Source organism: Stenotrophomonas sp. 2201_Sma, from assembly GCF_056486685.1.
This window is the reverse complement of record NZ_CM151329.1, coordinates 3,354,986-3,377,041: the sequence shown is the minus strand read 5'-3', so window position 1 is coordinate 3,377,041 and position 22,056 is coordinate 3,354,986. Positions and strand designations below refer to the sequence as shown.

Here is a 22,056-nt window from a genome sequence, read left to right as displayed (position 1 = left end):
AGCCTGGGCCTGTGTGACAATCGCGGCTGGATCGGGGGTTCAGGATGACGAGTGGCTGGCGTCTGTGGTGCCGAGGCATCGCAGTAACGGGTCTGCTGCTGCTGGCAAGCGCCACGGTGGCCGGGACCCTGGACATGGCTGGGGAGACACCACGGCTGCGCCGCTTCGGCGCCGCCGAGGGCTTGCCGTCGCGCATGGTCGTGGCCCTGGCCGAGGACCGCCAGGGGTACATCTGGGCGGCCACCGATGGTGGGCTGGCCCGCTACGACGGCACGACGCTGCGGGTCTGGCAGCATGAACCGGAGCGGCCGGGTTCGCTGCCGGGCAACGAGATCGAGACCCTGCTGGTGGATCCGCTGGACCGGGTGTGGGTCGGCATCAACGGCAAGGGCATCGCCCGGCTGGACGCGGATCGCGAGCGTTTCTCCAGCTTCGACGCGGTGAACAATGAATGCCAGAGCCAGTTCTGGACACTGGCCTATGCGGACGATGCGCTGTGGATCGGCACCAGCGGCCATGGCGTGTGCCGCTTCGGCGAGGATGGCAGCCTGCGCTTCTTCCAGCATGATCCGCAGCGCCCCGGCGGCTTGCCCAGCAACACCATCTTCAGCAGCCTGGTCGACGCGCAGGGCCGCCTGTGGGTCGGTACCGAGGCCGGTGTCGCCCGCTGGAACGGCAACGGCTTCGAGGCCATCGCGCCGCGCGAGCTGGGCACGGTCAGCGTGCTGCGTCTCAGCCGCGACCCCGATGGATCGATCTGGGTCGGCAGCCAGAACGAAGGCCTGTTCCGCATCGATGCCCAGGACCGCGTCAGCCGTCCACGCTGGGCCGGCAGTGATCGCCTGCGCTCGGCACTGGTGCTGGCGGACCGGCAGGGAGGCTACTGGGCAGGAACCTCGGATGGACTGCTGCGCGGTGATGCGCAGACACTGCGGCGCCTGGAGGGTGATCGCGGCAGCGGCTTCCTGACCGCCCACAGCGGCGTGCTCGATCTGCTGCAGGACCACGAAGGCGGGGTCTGGGTGGCTCTGCTGAGCCAGGGGTTGGCCTATCTGCCGCCGGACTGGCGCCGCTTCTCCACCTGGAACCAGCTCGACGGCAAACCGCTGGACAGCCAGTACCTGCTCAGTGCGGCCACCGATGGCCGGAATTACTACGTGAGTTCGGCACACGGCGTGTACCGGATCGATGCGCAGGGCGTGCTGAGTGTGCTTGCCAGTGATCGCGAACTGGGCAGTGGCGCGGTCTGGTCGGTACTGCCGCGGCCGGACGGCCGCCTCTGGCTGGGCCGCGCCGGGCGCATCACCGTCTATGACCCGGCCACCCGCGCAACCCAGGACTGGCGCATCGACGGCGGTTCAGACCTGCGCCAGCGCATCGACCTGATGCGGCAGGCGCCGGATGGCACCGCCTGGGTGTCGGTGATGAACGTCGGCGTGCAGCAGCGCCTTGACGATGGCCGGGTGCTGCGCAGTTTCCCCGTCGAGGGATTCCGCGGCCTGGGCGATGCGCCGATCGAGCAGATTCGATTCGATCCGCGCGGGCAGGCCTGGGTGATGGGTGACATGGGCCTCTGGCGCCAGCAGGGTGAGCGCTTCGAGGCGGTTCCGGGCGTCTCGCGGGGCTCGATCTATGACCTGGTGTGGATCGATCCGCAGCAGCTGTGGCTCGCCCGCCAGGGCGCCTTCGAGCGCTACCAGTGGGACGGCATGAGCCTGCGCCTGGTGCAGCGCGTCGATGCTGCCGCCGGCGTGCCACCCCTGAGCATGGGTGGGCTGGCCTTGGCCGACGATGGCCGCCTGTGGGCCACCACGCCGCGCGGTCTGCTGCGCTGGGATCCGAAAACGCAGCGGCTGAGGCAGTTCACCGAGCGCGACGGACTGCCCGATGCCGAATTCACCGGCCGACCGCCTGCGGTGAACGCCGATGGCCGGGTGCTCGCGGTGACCCAGACCGGCGCGGTCGGTTTCGACGTCAATGCCGCCGACACCCCGCTGCCATCCTCCGCGCTGGTGATCGCGCAGGTGCGCGTACGTCGCGACGATGCGCGCGGCTGGCAACCCCTGCCGACCACCGGGGTGCTGCTGCTGGGTCCGGATGACCGTGATCTGCAGATCGACGCGCGGCTGCTCTCGTACGGCAACCCGCAGGGCAACCGCTATCGGTTCCGTGTGCAGGGCTATGACCAGAACTGGGTGGAGCAGGGCGGCGACGGCCAGCGCACGCTGTCACGCCTCGCGCCCGGTGCCTACGTGATCGAAGTACAGGCGGCCACCGACAGTGGTCCGTGGACGCCGTCGCAGCGGCTGCAGGTGAAGGTATTGCCGCCCTGGTGGCGCAGCGGCATGGCGATCTTCGGCTACCTGCTGCTGGGCTCGTTGCTGCTGCTGGTGCTGGCATGGGCGATCCGCAGCCGTCTGAGAAGGCGCCAGCAGTGGCAGCTGACCGTGCACAAGCAGCAGCTGGCCGAGCAGGCCTCGCAGGCCAAGAGCCACTTCCTGGCCACGCTGGGTCATGAGGTGCGCACGCCGATGACCGGCGTACTGGGCATGAGCGAACTGCTGCTGGCTACATCACTGGATCCGGTACAGCGCAGCTATGCCGGATCGATCCAGCAGGCGGGCAGCCATCTGCTGCGTCTGGTCAACGATGCCCTGGACCTGGCCCGGATCGAAGCCGGGCGGCTGGAGCTGGACCTGCGCCCGTTCGATCTTGCCGCGCTGCTGGACCAGGTGCAGATGCTGATGCGGCCGATGGCGCAGCAGCGCCAGCTCGATTTTGTACGCGAGGATGCCTTGCCCGGCCCGATCAGCGTCAGTGGCGATGAAATGCGCATCCGCCAGATCCTGCTGAACCTGCTCGGCAATGCCATCAAGTTCACCGAGCGCGGCCAGGTCGGCCTGGGCGTGCGGCTGCAGGAGGATGGCGGCGGGGTGTGCTTCGAGGTGTTCGATACCGGCCCCGGCATCAATGCCGAACAGCAGCAGCGTCTGTTCCATCGCTTCGAGCAGGCCGATGGTCCACGGACAGCGTCGCGCTATGGCGGCAGCGGGCTGGGCCTGGCGATCTGCCAGGAACTGGCCGTGGCGATGGGGGGGCGCATCGATGTCGACAGCCAGCCGGGCAGGGGCGCACGGTTCCGCGTGCAGCTGCCGCTGCCGTGGACCCGCCAGGCTGCCCACAGTGGTTCGGACAGGGCGTCGCCACCGCCGCTGCCGCCGCTCCGCATCCTGCTGGTCGAAGATGACGCCACGGTAGCGGACGTCATCGCCGGCCTGCTGCGCGGTCGTGGCCATGAAGTAGTGCATGTGCTGCATGGCCTGGGGGCCTTGTCGGAGATCGCGACCGAGGGGTTTGATGTCGGTCTGCTTGACCTGGATCTGCCGGCCATGGACGGAACGGCGATCGCCCGTCAGCTGCGCGCCATGGGCTACGAGCTGCCACTGGTGGCGGTGACCGCGCGGTCCGATGCCTATGCGGAGGCGCAGGTGCTGGCCGCCGGTTTCGATGGCTTCCTGCGCAAGCCGGTCACGGGCGACATGCTGGTGGCGGCCATCGTGCAGGCTCGCAGCAAGCGCCAGGGTGAGAGCTGATTGCGCCGGCGCCGGGCGTGAACGGCGCGACTTTCGGTTTACCATGCCGACGCCCGCACGACGGGCACCATCTGGGAACGCGTGAGGAGGCGATCAGTGGCGTATCTGCGGGCGGCGATGCTGCTGATGCTTCTGCTGTGCTGCCTGGCGCCCGCTGCCGCACAGCCGGTACCGCCCACGCCCCGGCAGGTGACGGTGTTCGATGGCCTGCCGTCCAACACTGTCAACCGCATGGCGGAGGACCGCTACGGCTACCTGTGGATCGCCACCAATGACGGGCTGGCCCGATACGACGGCCGCAACTACCGGGTCTGGCGCTCCGAGGACGGCCTGCGCGACAACCGCATCTGGACCGTACTGGTCGATACCCGCAACCGCTTGTGGATCGGCACCGAGAATGCCGGCCTGGTAAGGATGTCGGCCGACCGCCGGCAGCTGCGGTTCTTCGACCGCAGCAGCCAGCCGCTGATGAGCACCAATACGATCTGGAGCCTGGCCGCCACCCCCGATGGCTCGATCTGGTTCGGTACCCACGAAGGCGGGCTGTACCGGGTGGATGGCAATGATCGCGTGCAGCGCTTCCTGCCCGAGGCGAACAATCCGCGCAGCCTGCCGGCCGCTGCGGTGCCCTATCTGGCCACGCTGCCCGACGGCAGCCTGTGGGTGGGCACCAAGCATGGCGTGGCGCGTTGGACCGGCAGCGATTTCGAGCGGGTCGGCGACGAGCAGGTGCCCGGCCAGCTGATCAACGGTCTGACCGCCGAACCTGACGGCAGCCTGTGGATCAGCACGCTGGCCGGCGCATTCGTGCGCCGGCCGGATGGTCGCTTCGAGCGGCAACCCTGGTCGGTGCCGGCCGGCGACGAGGTGCTGGGCATGATGCTGCGCGATGAGCAGGGGGGCTACTGGCTGGACACCCGCAGCGGACTCGGTCGCGCGGTCGATGGCCAGTACCAGACGGTGCCGCTGTACAGCGCGATCGCGCGCGGCCAGGTGCGGCCGAACTGGACCGGCGCCTACGAGGATCGCGAGGGCGGCATCTGGCTGGCCAGCACCAATGCCGGTCTCTGGCATTTGTTGCCACGGTGGTGGCAGTTCTCGGTGTTCTCGCGTCTGGAGGACGATGCATCGTCACTGCGCAACGCCTACGTACTCGGCACCAGTGCGTCCAGCAACGGAGGTGTCTGGACGGTCGGCAGCCACGGCGCGCTGGATCGCTTCAATCCCCGTACCGGCCGGATCGAGCAGTTCCGGCGCGGCGTCAATGGCATCCACTGGCTGACCTCGGTTCGCGAGGACCGCCATGGCCGGGTCTGGATCGGTTCGTCCGGAGCGCTGCTGCGCTATGACCCGGCACGCGACGAGCTGCGCCGCTGGGGACGCGACGCGCCTGCCGATGCCGCGATGGAGGGCGATGTCGACGCACTGATGATCTGCGACAGCAACAGCCTGTGGTTGATGATGCCCGCCGGCCTGCAGCAGCGCGATCTGGAAGGTCGGCTGCTGCTCGAACTGGACAATGGCCAGAACGGACTGCAGACCGGCCAGCTGAACCAGGATCTGGTATGCGGTCCGCAGAACCAGCTGTGGCTGGCCAGCAGCCGCGGGCTGCTGCAGTGGCAGCCTGAGCAGCAGCGCTTCCAGCCGGTGCCCGGCGCGCCGGCAACGGCACTGTACGCGGCGTATACCGGCAGCGACGGCCAGGTGTGGCTGTCCGAGGACGGCCGGTTGTCGCGCTATCGATGGAGCCAGGGGCGTCTGGAGCGGCAGGGGGTCATTGGTGCCGAACAGGGATATCCGGCGGTTTCCGCCACCGGTCTGGTGGTCGATGCGCAGGGTGTGGCCTGGGCCACCAGCGCACGCGGCCTGGTGCGGGTCGGCGCGGACGGCCAGAGCGTGCGCCTGTATGGCGTGCACGATGGCCTGCCCAGCCAGGAGTTCCGCGCGCATACCTTGATCGCGACGTCTTCGGGACGGCTGGTGGCAGGCACGCCGGCCGGCGTGGTGGTGTTCGATCCGGAACAGGTGCGGCCTTCGGTGCGCCGCGCACCGCTGGTGATCGAGCGGGTGGAGGTGCGCCGCAACGAGCAGGTGCTGGACCTGACCCACGACGCACCGTTGCTGATCGCCGACGGCGACCGCGATCTGCGCATCGTGGCGCGCCTGCTGTCCTTCGCCGATTCGGCCTCCAATTCGTATCGCTACCGCCTGGCCGGCTATGACCCGGACTGGGTCGAGGTCGGGCCCGCCGGTGAACGCCTGTTCTCGCGGCTGCCGCCGGGCAGCTATCGTCTGGAAGTGCAGGCGCGCTCGGCCGACCACGTCTGGTCGCGGGTGCAGACCCTGGAGTTCCGCGTGCAGCCGCCGTGGTGGCGCAGCCTGTCGGGCCTGCTGGTGCTGACGTCGATCGCGTTGCTGCTGACCAGCTGGTTTGCGTGGCTGTACCGTCGCCGCCTGCAGCGTCGCCACGCCTACCAGCTGGCGTTGCACAAGCAGGAACTGGCCGAGCAGGCCTCGGCGGCCAAGACACGCTTCCTGGCCAATCTGGGCCATGAGATCCGCACGCCGATGACCGGTGTGATGGGCATGAGCGAGCTGCTGTTGTCCTCGCCGCTGGATCCTCAGCAGCGCGGCTACACCCAGTCCATCCGCCAGGCGGGCGAGCATCTGCTGCATCTGGTCAACGATGCGCTGGACCTGGCGCGAATTGAATCGGGGCGCCTGGAACTGCAGTCCCGGCCGTTCGCGCTCCATTGCCTGCTGCAGGACCTGGCCGCGCTGATGGGGCCGCTGGCCGCGCAGAAGGGACTGCGTTTCGTCCTGGACAATCGCTTGCCGCCCGGCCTGCAGGCCACCGGCGATGCGATCCGGGTGCGGCAGATCCTGCTGAACCTGCTGTCCAACGCGGTGAAGTTCACCAGCCGTGGCACCATCACCCTGCATGCCCGGTGCGATGAGGCGATGCGCGCACTCCAGTTCGAAGTGCGTGACACCGGGCCGGGCATCAGCCAGGAACAGCAGCTGCGCCTGTTTCGCCGGTTCGAGCAGGCTGACGGTGCACGTACCGCGGCGCAGTATGGTGGCAGTGGCCTGGGGCTGGCGATCTGCCGCGAGCTGGCGCAGGCGATGCAGGGCCGGATCCAGGTCGAAAGCCAGTTGGGGCGCGGAACCTGCTTTGGAGTGATGCTGCCCCTGCCGCTGGAAGTGGACGCCGACGCCGATGCGGACAGCGCCGCGCGGAGCGAGGATGCAGTAGCGAACATGCCCCCCCTGCGCGTGCTGCTGGTGGAGGATGACGCGACGGTGGCCGATGTCGTGCAGGGTCTTCTGAGTGCGCGCGGCCATGAGGTGGTGCATGCCGGGCATGCGTTGGCGGCGCTGCGCGAGATCAGCGGGAGTGATTTCGATGTGGCCCTGCTTGACCTGGACCTGCCGGGCCTCAGCGGCTTCGAGCTGGCCGAGCATCTGCGCAACCAGGGGTACACGCTGCCGTTGCTGGCGGTGACCGCGCGCACGGACCCGGACCTGCAGAAGCAGGTGGAAGCGGCCGGGATCGGCGGTTTCCTGCGCAAGCCGGTCACGGGCGAGCTGCTGGTGGAGGCCATCGCCAAGGTGTTGGGGCGCTGAGGCCGGGCACAGTCCGGCAGGCTACTCCGCGACGTGTTCGACCTGGCGGGGTTCGGGCTTGGTGTCCGGCAACTGCCAGAAGATCATCGTCGAAGTCAGTGTGATCGCGCCCACGCACAGGAACGTGGCGTGCAACGCCGCCGTCGCGCCGTGGCCCTCCAGGTGCGTGCCGAAGGCGGCCAGCAGGCTGCCCGCCGCCGCCGCGCCGAAGCCGGCAGCCAGCATCATCACCATCGACAGCAGACTGTTGCCCGAACTGGCGAACTCCCGATCCAGATCGCGCAGGGTCACGGTGTTCATCACGGTGAACTGCAGCGAATTGACCGCACCGAAGAAGGCCAGCTGCAGCAGGCGCCAGCCCAGGTGCTGGCCCGGCGTCATCAGGATGAAGCTGGCCATGGCCAGGCCCACCAGCACGGTGTTGGTCATCAGCACGCGCCGATAGCCGTAGCGTTCGACCAGCTTCACCGCCAGCCGCTTGGAGACCATGCCGGCCGCGGCCACCGGCACCATCATCAGTCCGGCGTTCATCGGTCCCAGGCCAAGGCCCACCTGCAGCAGCAGCGGAATCAGCATCGGCATGGCGCTGCTGCCGATGCGTGAGAACAGGTTGCCGAGGATGCCGATGCGATAGCTGGGCACACGGAACAGCGCCAGCGAGAACAACGGCGCGGTCGAGTTGGCCGCGTGCAGCCAATAGCCCACCAGTGCGGCCAGCCCCGCCACGGTCATCAGCATCACCAGCGCGTGCGGCGTACCCAGCCCGGAGATGCCGTCCAGCGCCAGCGACAGCACCACCATCGCAAAGGCCAGCATGATGTAGCCGCGCAGGTCGAAGCGGGTGCGGTGGCTGGCGTAATGGTCCGGCATGATCTTCATCGCAGCGATGAAGCCGATCACGCCGATCGGAAGGTTGATCAGGAACACCCAGTGCCAGGAGGCGATCTCGACCAGCCAGCCGCCCAGCGTCGGGCCGATCAAGGGGCCGATCAGGGCGGGGATGGCGATGAAGCTCATCGCACGCAGGAAGTCCTCGCGCGGCACCGAACGCATCACCGCCAGGCGGCCGACCGGCAGCAGCATCGCACCGCCGATGCCCTGCAGCACGCGGGCACCCACCAGCTGATGCAGGTGCTGGGCCAGCGCGCAGGCCAGCGAGCCGAGGGTGAACAGGATGATCGCCACCAGGAAGGTGCGCCGGGTGCCGTAGCGGTCAGCGATCCAGCCGGAGGCGGGAATGAACGTGGCGACCGCCAGTGCATAGCTGAACACCACCGACTGCATCTGCAGCGGACTCTCGCCCAGGCTGGCCGCCATCGCCGGCAGCGCCGTGTTGACGATGGTCGAGTCCAGCATCTGCATGAAGATCGCCAGGGACACCAGCCACAGCAGGGGGCGCTGGCGGTTGTAGGTCGATGGCGATGTGGACATGGGTTGTGGCCGGTGCAACGTGGGGGCGCCATGATCGCGCACTGCGGGTCACGGCGCGATCAACACCGCGCCGCAACCGCATGCGCACTGCTCAGCGCTGGCTGTGCGCGTGCACCGCGTCGACCAGTACCTGCACGTGGGCCGGGTCCATGTCCGGTGACATGCCATGGCCCAGGTTGAACACGTGGCCCTCGCGCGACCCGCCATTGCCGGCGGCGTAGGTATCGAGCACGCGCGCGGCAGCGGTGGCGATCGCATCGGGCGAAGCGTACAGCGTGGTGGGGTCGAGGTTGCCCTGCAGGGCAACGCGACCACCGGTGCGGCGCAGCGCTTCGTCCAGGTCCAGCGTCCAGTCCAGGCCCAGTGCATCCGCACCGGTCTGCGACAGTGCTTCCAGGTGCAGGCCGGTGCCCTTGCCGAACAGGATCAGCGGCGTACGCTCGCTGCCTTCGCCACGGTCCAGGCCCTGGGCAATCCGCTGCAGGTAGCGCAGCGAGAATTCGCGGTACATCGCCGGCGACAGCACGCCGCCCCAGGTGTCGAAAACCTGCAGGGCCTGTGCGCCCGCGGCGCGTTGCGCGCCCAGGTAGGCGATGACCGCGTCGGTGGTGACCTCCAGCAGGCGGTGCAGGGCCTGCGGGTGGTTCAGCGCCATGGCCTTGATGCGCGAGAAATCCTTGCTGCCGCCGCCTTCCACCATGTAGCAGGCCAGTGTCCATGGGCTGCCGGAGAAACCGATCAGCGGCACCTGGCCATCCAGCTCGCGGCGGATCAGGCGCACCGCATCCATCACGTAGCCCAGGTCCTGCTCCATGTCCGGCACCGCCAGCCTGGCGATGGCGGCTTCGTCACGCACCGGGTGGCGGAACTTGGGGCCTTCGCCTTCGACGAAGTACAGCTCCAGCCCCATCGCGTCGGGGATGGTGAGGATGTCCGAGAACAGGATGGCGGCATCCAGTGGGAAACGCCGCAGCGGCTGCAGGGTGACTTCGCAGGCGATCTCCGGGTTCTTGGCCATCGCCAGGAAGCTGCCGGCCTTGGCCCGGGTCGCGCGGTACTCCGGCAGGTAGCGGCCGGCCTGGCGCATCAGCCAGACGGGCGTGCAATCCACCGGTTCGCGGCGCAGAGCGCGTAGCAGGCGATCGTTGCGGAGAGGGCTGGTCACGTTGAACGTTCCTTGGATCGAAGGTGGGCAGCGGCGTCAGTCGCCGTGCGAAAGGATCTGGAAGCCACGATGCAGTTCGGCATCGCGCGCCTTCTCGAAGGCGTGGCGGGCTTCGTCGGCCTGCAGGAACAGCTCGCGGCGCAGCTGCGAGCGGCCACCGACGCGGCCGCTTTCGCGCAGCAGCTCCCAGCCGCCGAAAAGATCCGGCTGCAGGCTCAGGCGCAGGAACCGCGGTGCCTGCGCACCGGCCTCGGGATGTTGCAGGTAGACATGCATGGCCCGATTGTAGCGGGGCCAGGGTGACCCCGGCCGCAACGCGGTAGCGCCGGGCCATGCCCGGCGGACGCTCAGGAAACCCCGGGTAGCGCCGGGCCATGCCCGGCGGACGCTCGGGAAACCCCGGGTAGCGCCGGGCCATGCCCGGCGTACGCGGAAGCGATCAACCCTGGCCCAGCACCTTCAATACCGCTGCTTCATCCACGTCCGGCACCACCTCGGCCCGACCCATGCCGCGCCAGAGCACCAGGCGCAGTCGACCGGCCACGTTCTTCTTGTCCAGCCGCATGCGGCCGAGCAGGGCCTGCGGATCCAGGCCGGCCGGGATCGCGACCGGCAGCCCGAGCCTTTCCAGCAGCGCCTGCAGGCGCGCGCGGTCGGCATCGTCGGCCAGGCCGAGATCGGTGGACAGCCTGGCCGCCAGCACCATGCCCACTGCCACCGCCTCGCCATGGTTCAGCGCATCGCGGCCCGGCGCCGAATACCCCTGTTCGGTTTCGATGGCATGGCCGAAGGTGTGGCCGAGGTTCAGCAGCGCACGCTCCCCCTTCTCGAACGGATCGCGCTCGACGATGGCGGCCTTGTGCCTGCAGCTGCGGGCGATGGCTTCGGCCAGCACCACGTCCTCGCCAGCGGACAGCGCGTCGGCGTGGTGCTGCAGCCAGTCGAAGAAATCCGCATCGCCCAGTGCGCCGTACTTCACCACTTCGGCCAGCCCCGCGCGCAGTTCGCGCGGCGGCAGGGTGGCCAGCACGCCGGTATCGGCCACCACCGCGCGCGGCGGATGGAAGGCACCGACCAGATTCTTGCCGGCAGGAATGTCTACGGCAGTCTTGCCGCCCACCGACGAATCGACCATCGCCAACAGCGTGGTCGGCAGCTGCACGCAGTCGATGCCCCGCATCCAGCAGGCTGCGGCGAAGCCGGCCAGGTCGCCGACGACGCCCCCACCGAGCGCGAACACACAGGCATCGCGGGTGGCGCCCAGGGCTGCCAGCGCTTCGATGGCGCGGCCGAATTCGGCCAGGGTCTTGGAGGCTTCGCCGGCAGCCAGCACGTGTTCGCCGACGACCAGATCCGGACGCGCGGCCAGCAGGGTCTGCTTCAGCCGCGCCAGGTACAGCGGGGCGACGTCGCTGTCGCTGAGCAGCAGGACGTGGCGCCCCCGCACGTGGCGGGCGAGGGCAGGGCCATCGCTCTGGACGCCGGCGCCGATGGAGATGGTGTAAGGGCGGTCACCGCCAACGGCGACCTGCAGCGGAGTGGGGGAAGTCATGCGATCAGGTCCTGGCGCTGCCATTGCGCGGCGAGCTTGACGACCAGCTGGGCGGTGGCGTCGGCAGCGGTGTACGGGTCGGTATCAAGGGTAAGGTCGGCCAGTTCGCGGTACAGCGGATCGCGATGGGCGGCCAGGTCATGCAGCACCTGCTCGCGGTCGGGGCGCTGCAGCAACGGCCGGGCCTTGTCACGGGCCAGCCGTTCCAGTTGCGCGGTCACGCTGACGCGCAGGTAGACCACGAAGCCACGGTGGGCGATCAATGCCCGGTTGTCCGGGTCCAGTACCGCTCCGCCGCCGGTCGAGACCAGCTGGCCGTGGCCCTGCAGGAGGCGGGCCAGCGCGTCGCGCTCGAGGCTGCGGAAGCCGGCTTCGCCGGAGTGCTCGAAGATCGTGGGAATGCTGGCTCCGGCGGCGTCGACGATGGACTGGTCGACATCGACGAAGTCCAGCGTGAAGCGCTCGGCGAGGCGGCGGCCGATGCAGGTTTTGCCGGCGCCCATCGGGCCGATCAGGATCAGGTTCGGAGCAGGATTCATGCGCCCTGATGCTAACACCTCCGTGCCCCGGCCTTTACGTCCTTCACGTCAGGGTGGGACTTCCTGCGGGGATTCCCGCGTTCAACGGAGTACAGGCCATGTCGGTTGCCAAGGTCATCGAAATCACCGCCTCTTCGCCCACCAGCGTGGAGGATGCCGTGCGCAGCGGCCTGAAGAAGGTCTCCGGAACCGTGAAGGGCATCCAGGGGGCCTGGATCAACGAGACCAAGGTGGTCACCAATGGCAGCGGTGAGATCACCGAATGGCGGGTCAATCTGCGGGTGACCTTCCTGGTGGAATGAGGGGGCTCAGCGCAGTGCCTGTATCTGGCGCTGCGCGTCCAGCACCACCACCCGGTCGGCGAGGGCCGGCAGTGCATGCAGCGCCTGCCGGCTGACCCGCTCGAAGTACTGCACGAAGCGCTCCAGCTGCGGCCGGCTCATGCCATGCCGGCCGGGCTGGGCCGCCTGCAGGTTCTGCTCCTGCTGCCAGCGCCAGCGCGGTACCACCGAGAAGTCTGGCGGCTGCAGGAACCACAGGCGGTCACAGCGTTGCCACAATGCCGGGTAGTCGCGGCCCAGGGCCTGGTTGCACCAGTGGCGCCAGCGGCCATCGCTGTCGGCATCACGTTCAAGGGCGTTCAACGGCTGAGCCAGTTCGGATTCCTCCTGCGCCGGTGTGCCCAGGAACCAGCCTTCGAACACCAGCAGGTCCAGCGGCTTTTCCAGCCGTGGCCACTGCGCCTGCGGCAGGCGCTCGTCGGCCAGCTTGTCGAAGCGCGGCAGCGCCAGTGGTTCGCGCGCGGCGGCGGCATCGAGCAGCGCGTGGACCAGCGGCAGGTCGTGGGTGCCCGGCGGCCCCCGGGTGATCAGCAGCGGATGGACCTGGCGTGCCAGCCGCTGCCGTTGCGCGCGGGTCAGGTAGACATCGTCGATGGACAGGGTCGCGGCGTTCAGCCCCCGGTTCCGGGCGCGCGCCACCACCTGCTCGGCCAGCGTCGATTTGCCGCTCCCCTGCAGCCCGCTGATCGCCAATACTGGAACCGCCGCGCCGCTGCCCAGCGCATCATCCAGTGCCTGCTCGGCCAATGTTTCGGGAAATCCTTTCACCTGGGGCATATACGCAGCAGCGACCATGCCGCCACAATAGATCAATCCGTGTGAGAAGAACGCAATCATGAGCGACCTGTACGCCGAAGCCCTGTCCACGTTTGCGGCCCTGTTCGACGAGGCCAAACAGAGCCGCGAGGTCGAGCCCAACGCGATGACCGTGGCCAGTGCCGACCTGCACGGTCGTCCATCGGCGCGCACCGTGCTGCTGAAGGCCTTCGATGAGCGTGGCTTCGTGTTCTATACCCACCTGGACAGCCACAAGGGCCAGGAGCTGCGGGCCAATCCGCAGGCGGCCCTGCTGTTCCTGTGGCGCAGCCTGCGCGAGGCCGGCATCCAGGTGCGCATCGAAGGCCGTGTCGAACAGGTGGCCGATGCGGAAGCAGACGCCTATTTCGCCAGCCGTCCGCGCATGAGCCAGATCGGCGCGTGGGCCTCGCAGCAGTCGAAGACGCTTGCAACGCGCGAAGAGTTCGATGCGCGCGTGGCCGAGGTCGAGGCACGTTTCGAGGGCAAGGACGTGCCGCGTCCGGACGGCTGGAGTGGCCTGCGCGTGGTGCCCGACCGCATCGAGTTCTGGTACGGCGCGCAGTTCCGCCTGCACGAGCGGTGGTGCTACGAAGCCGGCGCCGAGGGGCACTGGAGCAAGCGCCTGTTGTATCCGTGAGCGGCTGCGCTGCCACGATCCGCCAGGCCACACCGGCCGATGCCGCTGCATGGTCGCAGCTGCGCGTGGGCCTGTGGCCCGACGCCGATGATCCACTGGAGGAGCTGGCGCAGTCGCTGGCCGATCCGGAAGGTGCGGTGTTCCTGGCGTGCGCGGCTGATGGTGAGGCGGTCGGTTTCGCCGAGGTGCGCCTGCGCCACGACTATGTGAACGGCACCGGTTCCTCGCCGGTCGGGTTCCTGGAAGGCTGGTATGTAACGCCGCAGTGGCAGGGCCGCGCTGTCGGCCGTGCCCTGCTGGCGGAAGTGCAGGCGTGGACGCGGGACGCGGGCTGCAGCGAGCTGGCCTCGGACAGCCGCCTGGAGGATGTAGAGGCGCACGCGGCACACCGCGCCTGTGGCTTTGAAGAGACCGAGCGGGTGGTCTATTTCCGCATGCCGCTGGACGCGGCCACGCGGGGGTAGTGCCAACCTTGGCTGGCGGCGCGCCGCGCGGTCCGCGCTGCGCCTGCCTACAGTCCTTCCGCGCGCAGCCAGCGCCACAAGGTGGTGCGTGACACGCCGAGCACCTGGGCCATGCCTTCGCGGTCATTGCGGTGTTCCCGCAGCAGCGCCTGCAGCTGGGCCCGTGCCGGGCGCCTGCCATTGCTTTCCAGCCGCAGGGACGGGGTGCTTTCGCGCGCCAGTTCCGGCGCCAGCTGCAGCAGGCGCCCAGCGTCGATCATCCCGTCTGCCGGCTGCCAGTGGATGCGCAGGCGGTCGACCAGATTGCGCAGTTCTCTCACATTGCCCGGCCAGTCGGCGGCACCCAGCACTGCCATCGCGTCCTGGTCCAGGGGGGCGTCGACACCGCGCAGCTGGCGGAAGAAGTGCCGGGTCAGCAGCGGGATGTCAGCGCGCCGGGCACGCAGCGGGGGCAGTGCGATGCGCAGTGCCGCCAGCCGGTAGTAGAGGTCGCGCCTGAAGCTGCCGGCTGCTGCGCGATGCTCCAGCGACTGCAGCGTCGCGGCCACCACCCGCAGGTCCACGGGGGTTGGTTCGGTGGCGCCGACGCGCAGCACTTCACGTTCTTCCAGCACGCGCAGCAGGCGGGTCTGCAGCGGCAAGGGCAGCTCGCCGATCTCGTCAAGGAACAGTGTGCCGCCATCGGCCGCTTCGACCAGGCCGACCCGGCCGCCACGACGTGCGCCCGTGAAGGCGCCATCGCTGTAGCCGAACAGTTCGGCTTCCAGCAGCGATTCGCTGATCGCGCCGCAGTTCAGCGCGACGAAACGACCGCGCCGGCCGCTGGCGGCGTGCAGTTGCCGTGCCACCAGTTCCTTGCCGGTACCGGTCTCGCCGGTGACCAGCACGGTGCTGTCGTGCGGTGCATAGAGCGCGATCTGTGCGCGCACCTGCGCCATCGCCTCGCTGTCGCCGAGCAGCGCGTATGCATCGCCGCGCGGGGCGGCACTGCGCCGCATGGTGGGGCGTGGACCCACCGAGCGTGCCAGGGTCTGGGTCAGTTCCAGCGCATGCTCGAAGGCCTGCCGCACCGAGTCGGCCGAATACAGCAGCACGCCCGGCAGCCCGGCCTGCTCGGCATGGTCGATGGCCATCCCGGTGCCGACGATCACTTCGATGCCGTTGGCACGCAGATCGGCGATGCAGTCGCGCGCATCTTCGCGGGTGACGAAGCGGCGGTGCTCGATATCCAGGCCGAAGCTCTGCTGGAAGCCGCTGAACACCGGCACGTCGCTGGCATGGGTGACCAGGCCGATACGTGCGGCGATGCGGCGCGCGCGCGCCAGAGCCTCCATCAGGTCGAAGCCGTTGGCCTGGATCGGCACCAGTGGCAGGTCGAGCCGACTGCGCAGCCAGGCCGCGTTCGAGCCACCGGCAATCACCACGTCGCAGTGCTCGCGGCGCAGGCGCTGGCCGATCACCTCCACCGCCTCTTCGAAGCCGAGGTTGATCTGCTCGATGCGCGCGCGGCGGTCGAACTCGGGAATGACGTCACCCAGCAGGCCGGTCAGCCGCGAAACGCTGACCGTCCAGATCACCGGGCGACCGGGGTCGGCGTCGGCATGGCGCAGGGGCGAGCGGGGCAGATACATGGGGCGGACACCGGGACAGGAGTGTTTCATGATACATCTGTTTCAATGTTTCATATGTTTCAGTGCTGTCGATCGGTCATGCCTTTGAAATCAATCGCTTGCAGCTTGGCATGGTGCTTGCGCCTGCCCACCTGTTCCTCAACATGGATTGCCGCATGACCGCTTCCGCCCCTTCTTCCGCCGGTGCCCGCTTCCGCGAGGCTCTGGCCGCCGAATCGCCGCTGCAGGTGATCGGTGCGATCAACGCCAACCACGCCCTGCTGGCCAAGCGCGCCGGCTTCCGCGCCATCTACCTGTCCGGCGGTGGTGTTGCCGCAGGCTCGCTGGGCCTGCCGGACCTGGGCATCAACACCCTGGAAGACGTGCTGGTGGACGTGCGCCGCATCACCGACGTCTGCGACCTGCCGCTGATGGTGGACATCGATACCGGCTTCGGACCCAGCGCGTTCAACATCGCGCGCACCGTGAAGTCGCTGATCAAGGCCGGCGCGGCCGCCTGCCACATCGAGGACCAGGTGGGCGCCAAGCGCTGTGGTCACCGTCCCGGCAAGGAGATCGTTTCGCAGGGTGAGATGGTCGACCGCGTGAAGGCCGCCGCTGATGCAAAGACCGATCCGGATTTCTTCCTGATCGCACGCACCGATGCCATCCAGGTGGACGGCGTGGACAAGGCCATCGAGCGCGCCATCGCCTGTGTCGAAGCGGGCGCTGATGGCATCTTCGCCGAGGCCGCCTACGATCTGGACACCTACCGCCGCTTCGTCGATGCAGTGAAGGTGCCGGTGCTGGCCAACATCACCGAATTCGGTGCCACGCCGCTGTTCAGCCGCGACGAGCTGGCCTCGGCCGGGGTCGCCATCCAGCTGTTCCCGCTGTCGGCGTTCCGCGCGGCGAACAAGGCGGCGGAGAACGTCTACCAGGCGGTGCGCCGCGACGGTCACCAGCGCAGCGTGGTCGACGCCATGCAGACCCGCGAAGAACTGTACGACCGCATCGGCTACCACGCGTTCGAGCAGCAGCTCGACGCACTGTTCGCCGCCAAGAAATAAGCAGTACCCTGCACCATCAAGTTTTCGGAGGGAAACATGAACGATACGACCGCAACCCCGACCTTCAAGCCGAAGAAGTCCGTCGCCCTGTCCGGCACTGCCGCCGGCAACACCGCGCTGTGCAGCGTCGGTCGCAGCGGCAATGACCTGCACTACCGTGGCTACGACATCCTGGATCTGGCCAGCACCAGCGAATTCGAGGAAATCGCGTACCTCCTGGTGCACGGCAAGCTGCCGACCCGCGCCGAGCTGGTTTCGTACAAGGCCAAGCTGAAGTCGCTGCGTGGCATCCCGGCCGCGGTGAAAGCCGCGCTGGAAGAACTGCCGCCGTCGGCACACCCGATGGACGTGATGCGCACCGGCGTGTCGGTGCTCGGCTGCGTGGCGCCGGAAAAGGATGACCACAACCATCCGGGTGCACGCGACATCGCCGACAAGCTGATGGCCTGCCTCGGCTCGATGCTGCTGTACTGGTACCACTGGAGCCACAACGGCCGCGCCATCGACGTGGAAACCGATGACGATTCCATCGGTGGCCACTTCCTGCACCTGCTGCACGGCGAGAAGCCACAGGATTCGTGGGTGAAGGCGATGCACACCTCGCTGATCCTGTACGCAGAGCACGAGTTCAATGCGTCCACCTTCACCTGCCGTGTCATCGCCGGTACCGGCAGCGACATGTACAGTGCGATCTGCGGTGGCATCGGCGCGCTGCGCGGCCCCAAGCATGGCGGCGCCAACGAAGTGGCCTTCGAGGTGCAGAAGCGCTACGACAGCCCGGATGAGGCCGAAGAGGACATCAAGGCCCGCGTCGAGCGCAAGGAAGTGGTGATCGGCTTCGGCCACCCGGTGTACACCGTGTCCGACCCGCGCAACAAGGTGATCAAGGACGTCGCCCGTGAGCTGTCCGAAGAGCAGTCGAGCATGAAGATGTACGACATCGCCGAGCGCCTGGAAACGGTGATGTGGGACATCAAGAAAATGTTCCCGAACCTGGACTGGTTCAGCGCCGTCAGCTACCACATGATGGGCGTGCCGACCGCGATGTTCACCCCGCTGTTCGTCATCGCCCGCACCGCCGGCTGGAGCGCGCACATCGTCGAGCAGCGCATCGACGGCAAGATCATCCGTCCGAGCGCGAACTACATCGGCCCGGAAGATCGCGAGTTCGTGGCCATCGACAAGCGCGCCTGACCGCCGCGTGATCCATCCATCCGGTCGGCCCAGTGCCGGCCGGATGCCTTCATTGCCGCTCGCCGGCATCCGGCCCGCCCCAAGCATTCCGCCAGCCCATGAATACCGATTACCGCAAGACCCTCCCCGGCACCCCGCTGGATTACTTCGATGCGCGCGCTGCGGTCGATGCGATCCAACCCGGCGCCTACGCCACGCTGCCGTATGTCTCGCGCGTGCTGGCCGAGAACCTGGTGCGCCGTTGCGATCCGGCCCTGCTCACCGCCTCGCTGACGCAGCTGATCGAACGTCGCCGCGACCTGGATTTTCCCTGGTTCCCGGCGCGCGTGGTGTGCCATGACATTCTCGGCCAGACCGCGCTGGTGGATCTCGCCGGCCTGCGCGATGCGATCGCCGACAAGGGCGGCGATCCGGCCAAGGTCAACCCGGTGGTGCCGGTACAGCTGATCGTTGATCACTCGCTGGCGGTGGAGTGCGGTGGTTTCGATCCGCAGGCATTCGAGAAGAACCGCGCCATCGAGGATCGCCGCAACGAGGATCGCTTCCATTTCATCGACTGGACCAAGCGGGCGTTCCAGAACGTGGATGTGATTCCTCCGGGCAACGGCATCATGCACCAGATCAACCTGGAGAAGATGTCGCCGGTGATCTACGTGCAGGACGGCGTGGCCTTCCCGGATACCTGCGTGGGCACCGACAGCCATACCCCGCACGTCGATGCGCTGGGCGTGATCGCCATCGGTGTCGGCGGCCTGGAGGCCGAGAACGTGATGCTTGGCCGCGCGTCGTGGATGCGCCTGCCCGACATCATCGGCGTGGAACTGACCGGTCGGCCACAGCCAGGGATCACCGCCACCGACGTGGTGCTGGCCCTGACCGAGTTCCTGCGCAAGGAACGCGTGGTGGGCGCCTGGCTTGAATTCTTCGGCGAGGGTGCGGCCGCGCTGACCATCGGTGACCGTGCCACCATCTCCAACATGTGCCCGGAATACGGCGCGACCGCGGCGATGTTCTACATCGACGGGCAGACCATCGATTACCTGCGCCTGACCGGCCGCGAGGAATCGCAGGTGGCGCTGGTGGAGAACTACGCACGCAGCACCGGTCTGTGGGCCGATGCGCTGGCCACGGCGCAGTACGAGCGCGTGCTGCGCTTCGACCTGTCCAGCGTGGTCCGCAACATGGCGGGCCCGAGCAATCCGCATCGCCGCCTGCCGGTGGCCGAGCTGGCCGAGCGCGGCATCGCCGACGCAGCCAAGCTCGATGCCGGCAAGGCCGAGCAGCTGCGGGGCCTGATGCCTGATGGCGCGGTGATCATCGCCGCCATTACCAGCTGCACCAACACCTCCAACCCGCGCAACGTGATCGCCGCCGGCCTGCTGGCGCGCAAGGCCAACGAGCGCGGCCTGCTGCGCAAGCCGTGGGTCAAGTCGTCGCTGGCCCCGGGTTCAAAGGCGGTGCAGCTGTATCTGGAAGAGGCCGGCCTGCTGCCGGAGCTGGAAAAGCTCGGCTTCGGCATCGTCGCGTTCGCCTGCACCACCTGCAACGGCATGAGCGGTGCGCTGGATCCGGCGATCCAGCAGGAAATCATCGACCGCGACCTGTATGCCACCGCCGTGCTGTCGGGCAACCGCAACTTCGATGGCCGCATCCATCCTTACGCAAAGCAGGCCTTCCTGGCATCGCCGCCACTGGTGATCGCCTATGCCATTGCCGGCACCATGCGCTTCGACATCGAGAAGGACGTGCTTGGCGTGGACGCCGACGGCAACGAGGTGCGCCTGAAGGACATCTGGCCGAGCGATGCCGAGATCGATGCGGTGGTGAAGGCGGCGGTGAAGCCGGAGCAGTTCCGCAGCGTCTACAATCCGATGTTCAACGTACGCGTGGAGCAGGGTGCGGCGGTCAGTCCACTGTACGACTGGCGCCCGCAGAGCACCTACATCCGCCGCCCGCCGTACTGGGAGGGGGCGCTGGCCGGTGAACGCACGCTGGCGGGCATGCGCGCGCTGGCGGTGCTGCCGGACAACATCACCACCGACCACCTGTCGCCGTCCAACGCAATCCTGGCCTCCAGTGCCGCCGGCGAATACCTGGCGAAGATGGGCCTGCCGGAAGAGGACTTCAATTCCTACGCAACCCACCGCGGCGACCACCTGACCGCGCAGCGCGCCACCTTCGCCAACCCGAAACTGTTCAACGAGATGGTGCGCAACGACGACGGCAGCGTGAAGCAGGGCTCGCTGGCGCGGGTGGAGCCGGAGGGCAAGGTGATGCGCATGTGGGAGGCGATCGAGACCTACATGGAGCGCAAGCAGCCGCTGATCATCATCGCCGGTGCCGACTACGGCCAGGGCAGCTCGCGTGACTGGGCGGCGAAGGGCGTGCGCCTGGCCGGCGTGGAAGCGATCGCGGCGGAAGGCTTCGAGCGCATCCACCGTACCAACCTGATCGGCATGGGCGTGCTGCCGCTGGAGTTCAAGCCGGGCACCACCCGGCTGACCCTGGGCATCGACGGTACCGAGACCTTCGACGTGGTGGGCGAGCGCACGCCGCGCGCCGACCTGACCCTGGTCATCCACCGCCGCGATGGGCAGGACATCATCGTGCCGGTCACCTGTCGCCTGGACAGCGACGAGGAAGTGGCGATCTACGAAGCGGGCGGTGTACTGCAGCGCTTCGCCCAGGATTTCCTCGAAGGTGCCCGGGTGGCATGAGACAACCGACGGCCCGGCAACGGGCCGTCTTTCATTGCAAGGAACCGTTCCATGAGCTTTCTTCCGCAACTCCGCATTGCCGCCACCTACATGCGCGGTGGCACCAGCAAGGGCGTGTTCTTCCGCCTGCAGGACCTGCCCGCAGCCGCACAGGTGCCGGGCCCGGCACGTGATGCGCTGCTGATGCGCGTGATCGGGTCGCCCGATCCCTATGGCAAGCACACCGATGGCATGGGCGGGGCCACGTCCAGCACCAGCAAGTGCGTGATCATCTCCAGTGCGTCCGTGCCCGATCACGATGTGGACTATCTGTACGGCCAGGTTTCGATCGACACCGCGTTCGTCGACTGGAGCGGCAACTGTGGCAACCTCAGCACTGCGGTGGGTCCGTTCGCCATCGCCAACGGCCTGATCGATCCGGCCCGGGTGCCGCGCGACGGCCTGTGCACCGTGCGCATCTGGCAAGCCAACATCGGCAAGACCATCATCGCCCACGTGCCGATGCGCAATGGCGAGGTGCAGGAGATCGGTGATTTCGAGCTGGATGGCGTGACCTTCCCGGCCGCCGAGATCCAGCTTGAGTTCATAGATCCCTCCGATGATGGCGACGCGGGCGCGATGTTCCCGACCGGCAACCTGGTCGATACCCTGGATGTGCCGGGCGTGGGCAGTTTCGAGGTGACGATGATCACCGCCGGCATCCCGACCATCTTCCTCAATGCGGCCGATCTGGGCTACAGCGGTACCGAGCTGCAGCCGGCGATCAACGACGACAAGGCCGCCCTGCAGAAGTTCGAGAGCATCCGTGCGCACGGTGCGCTGCGCATGGGCCTGATCTCGACGCTGGAAGAGGCGGCGACCCGCCAGCACACGCCGAAAGTGGCGTTCGTGGCACCGGCACAGGACTATGTATCGTCCAGCGGCAAGGCAATCCCGGCATCGGCCATCGATCTGCATGCGCGTGCGCTGTCGATGGGCAAGCTGCATCACGCGATGATGGGCACTGCCGCCGTGGCGATCGGTACCGCTGCTGCGATTCCGGGCACGCTGGTCAACCGTGCCGCCGGCGGTGGCCAGCGCGAGGCGGTGACCTTCGGGCATCCGTCCGGCACGCTGCGCGTGGGCGCCCAGGCCGGTCTCGTTGACGGCCAGTGGACAGTGACCAAGGCCATCATGAGCCGCAGCGCCCGTGTATTGATGGAAGGCAGCGTGCGCGTACCGGCCGACACCTTGTAACGCGGGACCATGGCGGTTGCGCCGGGCCATGCCCGGCGAGCGCGGCAGGGCCCGCCCATGAACCGCCGGGCGTGGTCCGGCG

The 22,056-nt window shown here is 68.1% G+C and carries 16 protein-coding genes; 9 read left to right on the top strand and 7 right to left on the bottom strand.

The window, feature by feature from the left end; translation table 11 throughout:
• Positions 1–44: 44 nt before the first annotated feature.
• Both ACZLIF_RS15675 and ACZLIF_RS15670 read left to right on the top strand, forming a co-directional pair.
• A complete protein-coding gene (locus ACZLIF_RS15675; protein WP_478462091.1) occupies positions 45–3,593 on the top strand; it encodes a sensor histidine kinase in 3,549 nt (1,182 codons plus the stop codon).
• Between the two features lie 96 nt (positions 3,594–3,689).
• The gene (locus ACZLIF_RS15670; protein ID WP_065182626.1) at positions 3,690–7,220 is read left to right on the top strand and encodes a hybrid sensor histidine kinase/response regulator; all 3,531 of its coding nucleotides are present in this window, start codon (positions 3,690–3,692) and stop codon (positions 7,218–7,220) included.
• Between the two features lie 21 nt (positions 7,221–7,241).
• Here ACZLIF_RS15670 and mdtD read toward each other — a convergent pair whose 3' ends face one another.
• The 5 genes from mdtD to ACZLIF_RS15645 all read right to left on the bottom strand — a co-directional run bounded on the left by mdtD (position 7,242) and on the right by ACZLIF_RS15645 (position 11,907).
• The gene (gene mdtD, locus ACZLIF_RS15665; protein WP_065182627.1) at positions 7,242–8,651 is read right to left on the bottom strand and encodes a multidrug transporter subunit MdtD; all 1,410 of its coding nucleotides are present in this window, start codon (positions 8,649–8,651) and stop codon (positions 7,242–7,244) included.
• Positions 8,652–8,742: 91 nt separating this feature from the next.
• Positions 8,743–9,816, bottom strand: a complete 1,074-nt coding sequence (gene hemE / locus ACZLIF_RS15660; RefSeq protein WP_065182628.1) for a uroporphyrinogen decarboxylase — start codon at positions 9,814–9,816, stop codon at positions 8,743–8,745.
• A gap of 36 nt (positions 9,817–9,852) precedes the next feature.
• The gene (locus ACZLIF_RS15655) at positions 9,853–10,092 is read right to left on the bottom strand and encodes a WGR domain-containing protein (protein ID WP_053518663.1); all 240 of its coding nucleotides are present in this window, start codon (positions 10,090–10,092) and stop codon (positions 9,853–9,855) included.
• A 163-nt stretch (positions 10,093–10,255) separates the two neighbouring features.
• Positions 10,256–11,368 (bottom strand): 3-dehydroquinate synthase, encoded by a 1,113-nt coding sequence (gene aroB, locus ACZLIF_RS15650; protein WP_128987990.1) that lies wholly within the window; start codon positions 11,366–11,368, stop codon positions 10,256–10,258.
• Positions 11,365–11,907, bottom strand: coding sequence for a shikimate kinase (locus ACZLIF_RS15645; protein WP_128987991.1), 543 nt, complete (start codon positions 11,905–11,907; stop codon positions 11,365–11,367). Before ACZLIF_RS15645 ends, aroB begins: the two co-directional genes overlap by 4 nt.
• Before the next feature lie 98 nt (positions 11,908–12,005).
• Here ACZLIF_RS15645 and ACZLIF_RS15640 point away from each other — a divergent pair, with 98 nt between their 5' ends.
• A complete protein-coding gene (locus ACZLIF_RS15640) occupies positions 12,006–12,209 on the top strand; it encodes a dodecin family protein (RefSeq protein WP_053518657.1) in 204 nt (67 codons plus the stop codon).
• A gap of 6 nt (positions 12,210–12,215) precedes the next feature.
• Here ACZLIF_RS15640 and ACZLIF_RS15635 read toward each other — a convergent pair whose 3' ends face one another.
• Positions 12,216–13,043 (bottom strand): kinase, encoded by an 828-nt coding sequence (locus ACZLIF_RS15635; RefSeq protein WP_128987992.1) that lies wholly within the window; start codon positions 13,041–13,043, stop codon positions 12,216–12,218.
• Positions 13,044–13,083: 40 nt separating this feature from the next.
• On the opposite strand from ACZLIF_RS15635, the gene pdxH reads away from it, so the two are divergent.
• Both pdxH and aacA read left to right on the top strand, forming a co-directional pair.
• Positions 13,084–13,683 carry a pyridoxamine 5'-phosphate oxidase gene (gene pdxH / locus ACZLIF_RS15630; protein ID WP_065182631.1) on the top strand — a complete coding sequence of 200 codons (600 nt, stop codon included), beginning with the start codon at positions 13,084–13,086 and terminating at the stop codon, positions 13,681–13,683.
• Positions 13,680–14,147: an aminoglycoside 6'-N-acetyltransferase gene (aacA, locus tag ACZLIF_RS15625; RefSeq protein ID WP_065182632.1), complete on the top strand. Its 468-nt coding sequence runs from the start codon at positions 13,680–13,682 to the stop codon at positions 14,145–14,147. Before pdxH ends, aacA begins: the two co-directional genes overlap by 4 nt.
• A gap of 47 nt (positions 14,148–14,194) precedes the next feature.
• Here aacA and prpR read toward each other — a convergent pair whose 3' ends face one another.
• Positions 14,195–15,778 carry a propionate catabolism operon regulatory protein PrpR gene (gene prpR, locus ACZLIF_RS15620; RefSeq protein ID WP_128987993.1) on the bottom strand — a complete coding sequence of 528 codons (1,584 nt, stop codon included), beginning with the start codon at positions 15,776–15,778 and terminating at the stop codon, positions 14,195–14,197.
• 155 nt (positions 15,779–15,933) lie between these two features.
• On the opposite strand from prpR, the gene prpB reads away from it, so the two are divergent.
• The 4 genes from prpB to prpF all read left to right on the top strand — a co-directional run bounded on the left by prpB (position 15,934) and on the right by prpF (position 21,974).
• Complete coding sequence (prpB, locus tag ACZLIF_RS15615; protein WP_053518670.1) at positions 15,934–16,827, top strand: methylisocitrate lyase; 894 nt, start codon at positions 15,934–15,936, stop codon at positions 16,825–16,827.
• Positions 16,828–16,863: 36 nt separating this feature from the next.
• Positions 16,864–18,021, top strand: a complete 1,158-nt coding sequence (gene prpC, locus ACZLIF_RS15610; protein WP_128987994.1) for a bifunctional 2-methylcitrate synthase/citrate synthase — start codon at positions 16,864–16,866, stop codon at positions 18,019–18,021.
• Between the two features lie 98 nt (positions 18,022–18,119).
• Positions 18,120–20,738: a Fe/S-dependent 2-methylisocitrate dehydratase AcnD gene (acnD, locus tag ACZLIF_RS15605; protein WP_065182635.1), complete on the top strand. Its 2,619-nt coding sequence runs from the start codon at positions 18,120–18,122 to the stop codon at positions 20,736–20,738.
• A gap of 51 nt (positions 20,739–20,789) precedes the next feature.
• Positions 20,790–21,974: a 2-methylaconitate cis-trans isomerase PrpF gene (prpF, locus tag ACZLIF_RS15600; RefSeq protein ID WP_053518644.1), complete on the top strand. Its 1,185-nt coding sequence runs from the start codon at positions 20,790–20,792 to the stop codon at positions 21,972–21,974.
• Positions 21,975–22,056 lie beyond the last annotated feature (82 nt).

Excerpts from the sequence above, each read along its gene's own strand:
- acnD (WP_065182635.1), top strand. The coding sequence starts at position 18,120 with ATGAATACCGATTACCGCAAGACCCTCCCCGGCACCCCGCTGGATTAC.
- prpC (WP_128987994.1), top strand. The coding sequence starts at position 16,864 with ATGAACGATACGACCGCAACCCCGACCTTCAAGCCGAAGAAGTCCGTC.
- prpB (WP_053518670.1), top strand. The coding sequence starts at position 15,934 with ATGACCGCTTCCGCCCCTTCTTCCGCCGGTGCCCGCTTCCGCGAGGCT.
- aroB (WP_128987990.1), bottom strand. The coding sequence starts at position 11,368 with ATGACTTCCCCCACTCCGCTGCAGGTCGCCGTTGGCGGTGACCGCCCT.
- prpF (WP_053518644.1), top strand. The coding sequence starts at position 20,790 with ATGAGCTTTCTTCCGCAACTCCGCATTGCCGCCACCTACATGCGCGGT.
- prpR (WP_128987993.1), bottom strand. The coding sequence starts at position 15,778 with ATGTATCTGCCCCGCTCGCCCCTGCGCCATGCCGACGCCGACCCCGGT.
- pdxH (WP_065182631.1), top strand. The coding sequence starts at position 13,084 with ATGAGCGACCTGTACGCCGAAGCCCTGTCCACGTTTGCGGCCCTGTTC.
- ACZLIF_RS15640 (WP_053518657.1), top strand. The coding sequence starts at position 12,006 with ATGTCGGTTGCCAAGGTCATCGAAATCACCGCCTCTTCGCCCACCAGC.
- ACZLIF_RS15635 (WP_128987992.1), bottom strand. The coding sequence starts at position 13,043 with ATGGTCGCTGCTGCGTATATGCCCCAGGTGAAAGGATTTCCCGAAACA.
- ACZLIF_RS15645 (WP_128987991.1), bottom strand. The coding sequence starts at position 11,907 with ATGAATCCTGCTCCGAACCTGATCCTGATCGGCCCGATGGGCGCCGGC.
- ACZLIF_RS15675 (WP_478462091.1), top strand. The coding sequence starts at position 45 with ATGACGAGTGGCTGGCGTCTGTGGTGCCGAGGCATCGCAGTAACGGGT.
- mdtD (WP_065182627.1), bottom strand. The coding sequence starts at position 8,651 with ATGTCCACATCGCCATCGACCTACAACCGCCAGCGCCCCCTGCTGTGG.
- ACZLIF_RS15655 (WP_053518663.1), bottom strand. The coding sequence starts at position 10,092 with ATGCATGTCTACCTGCAACATCCCGAGGCCGGTGCGCAGGCACCGCGG.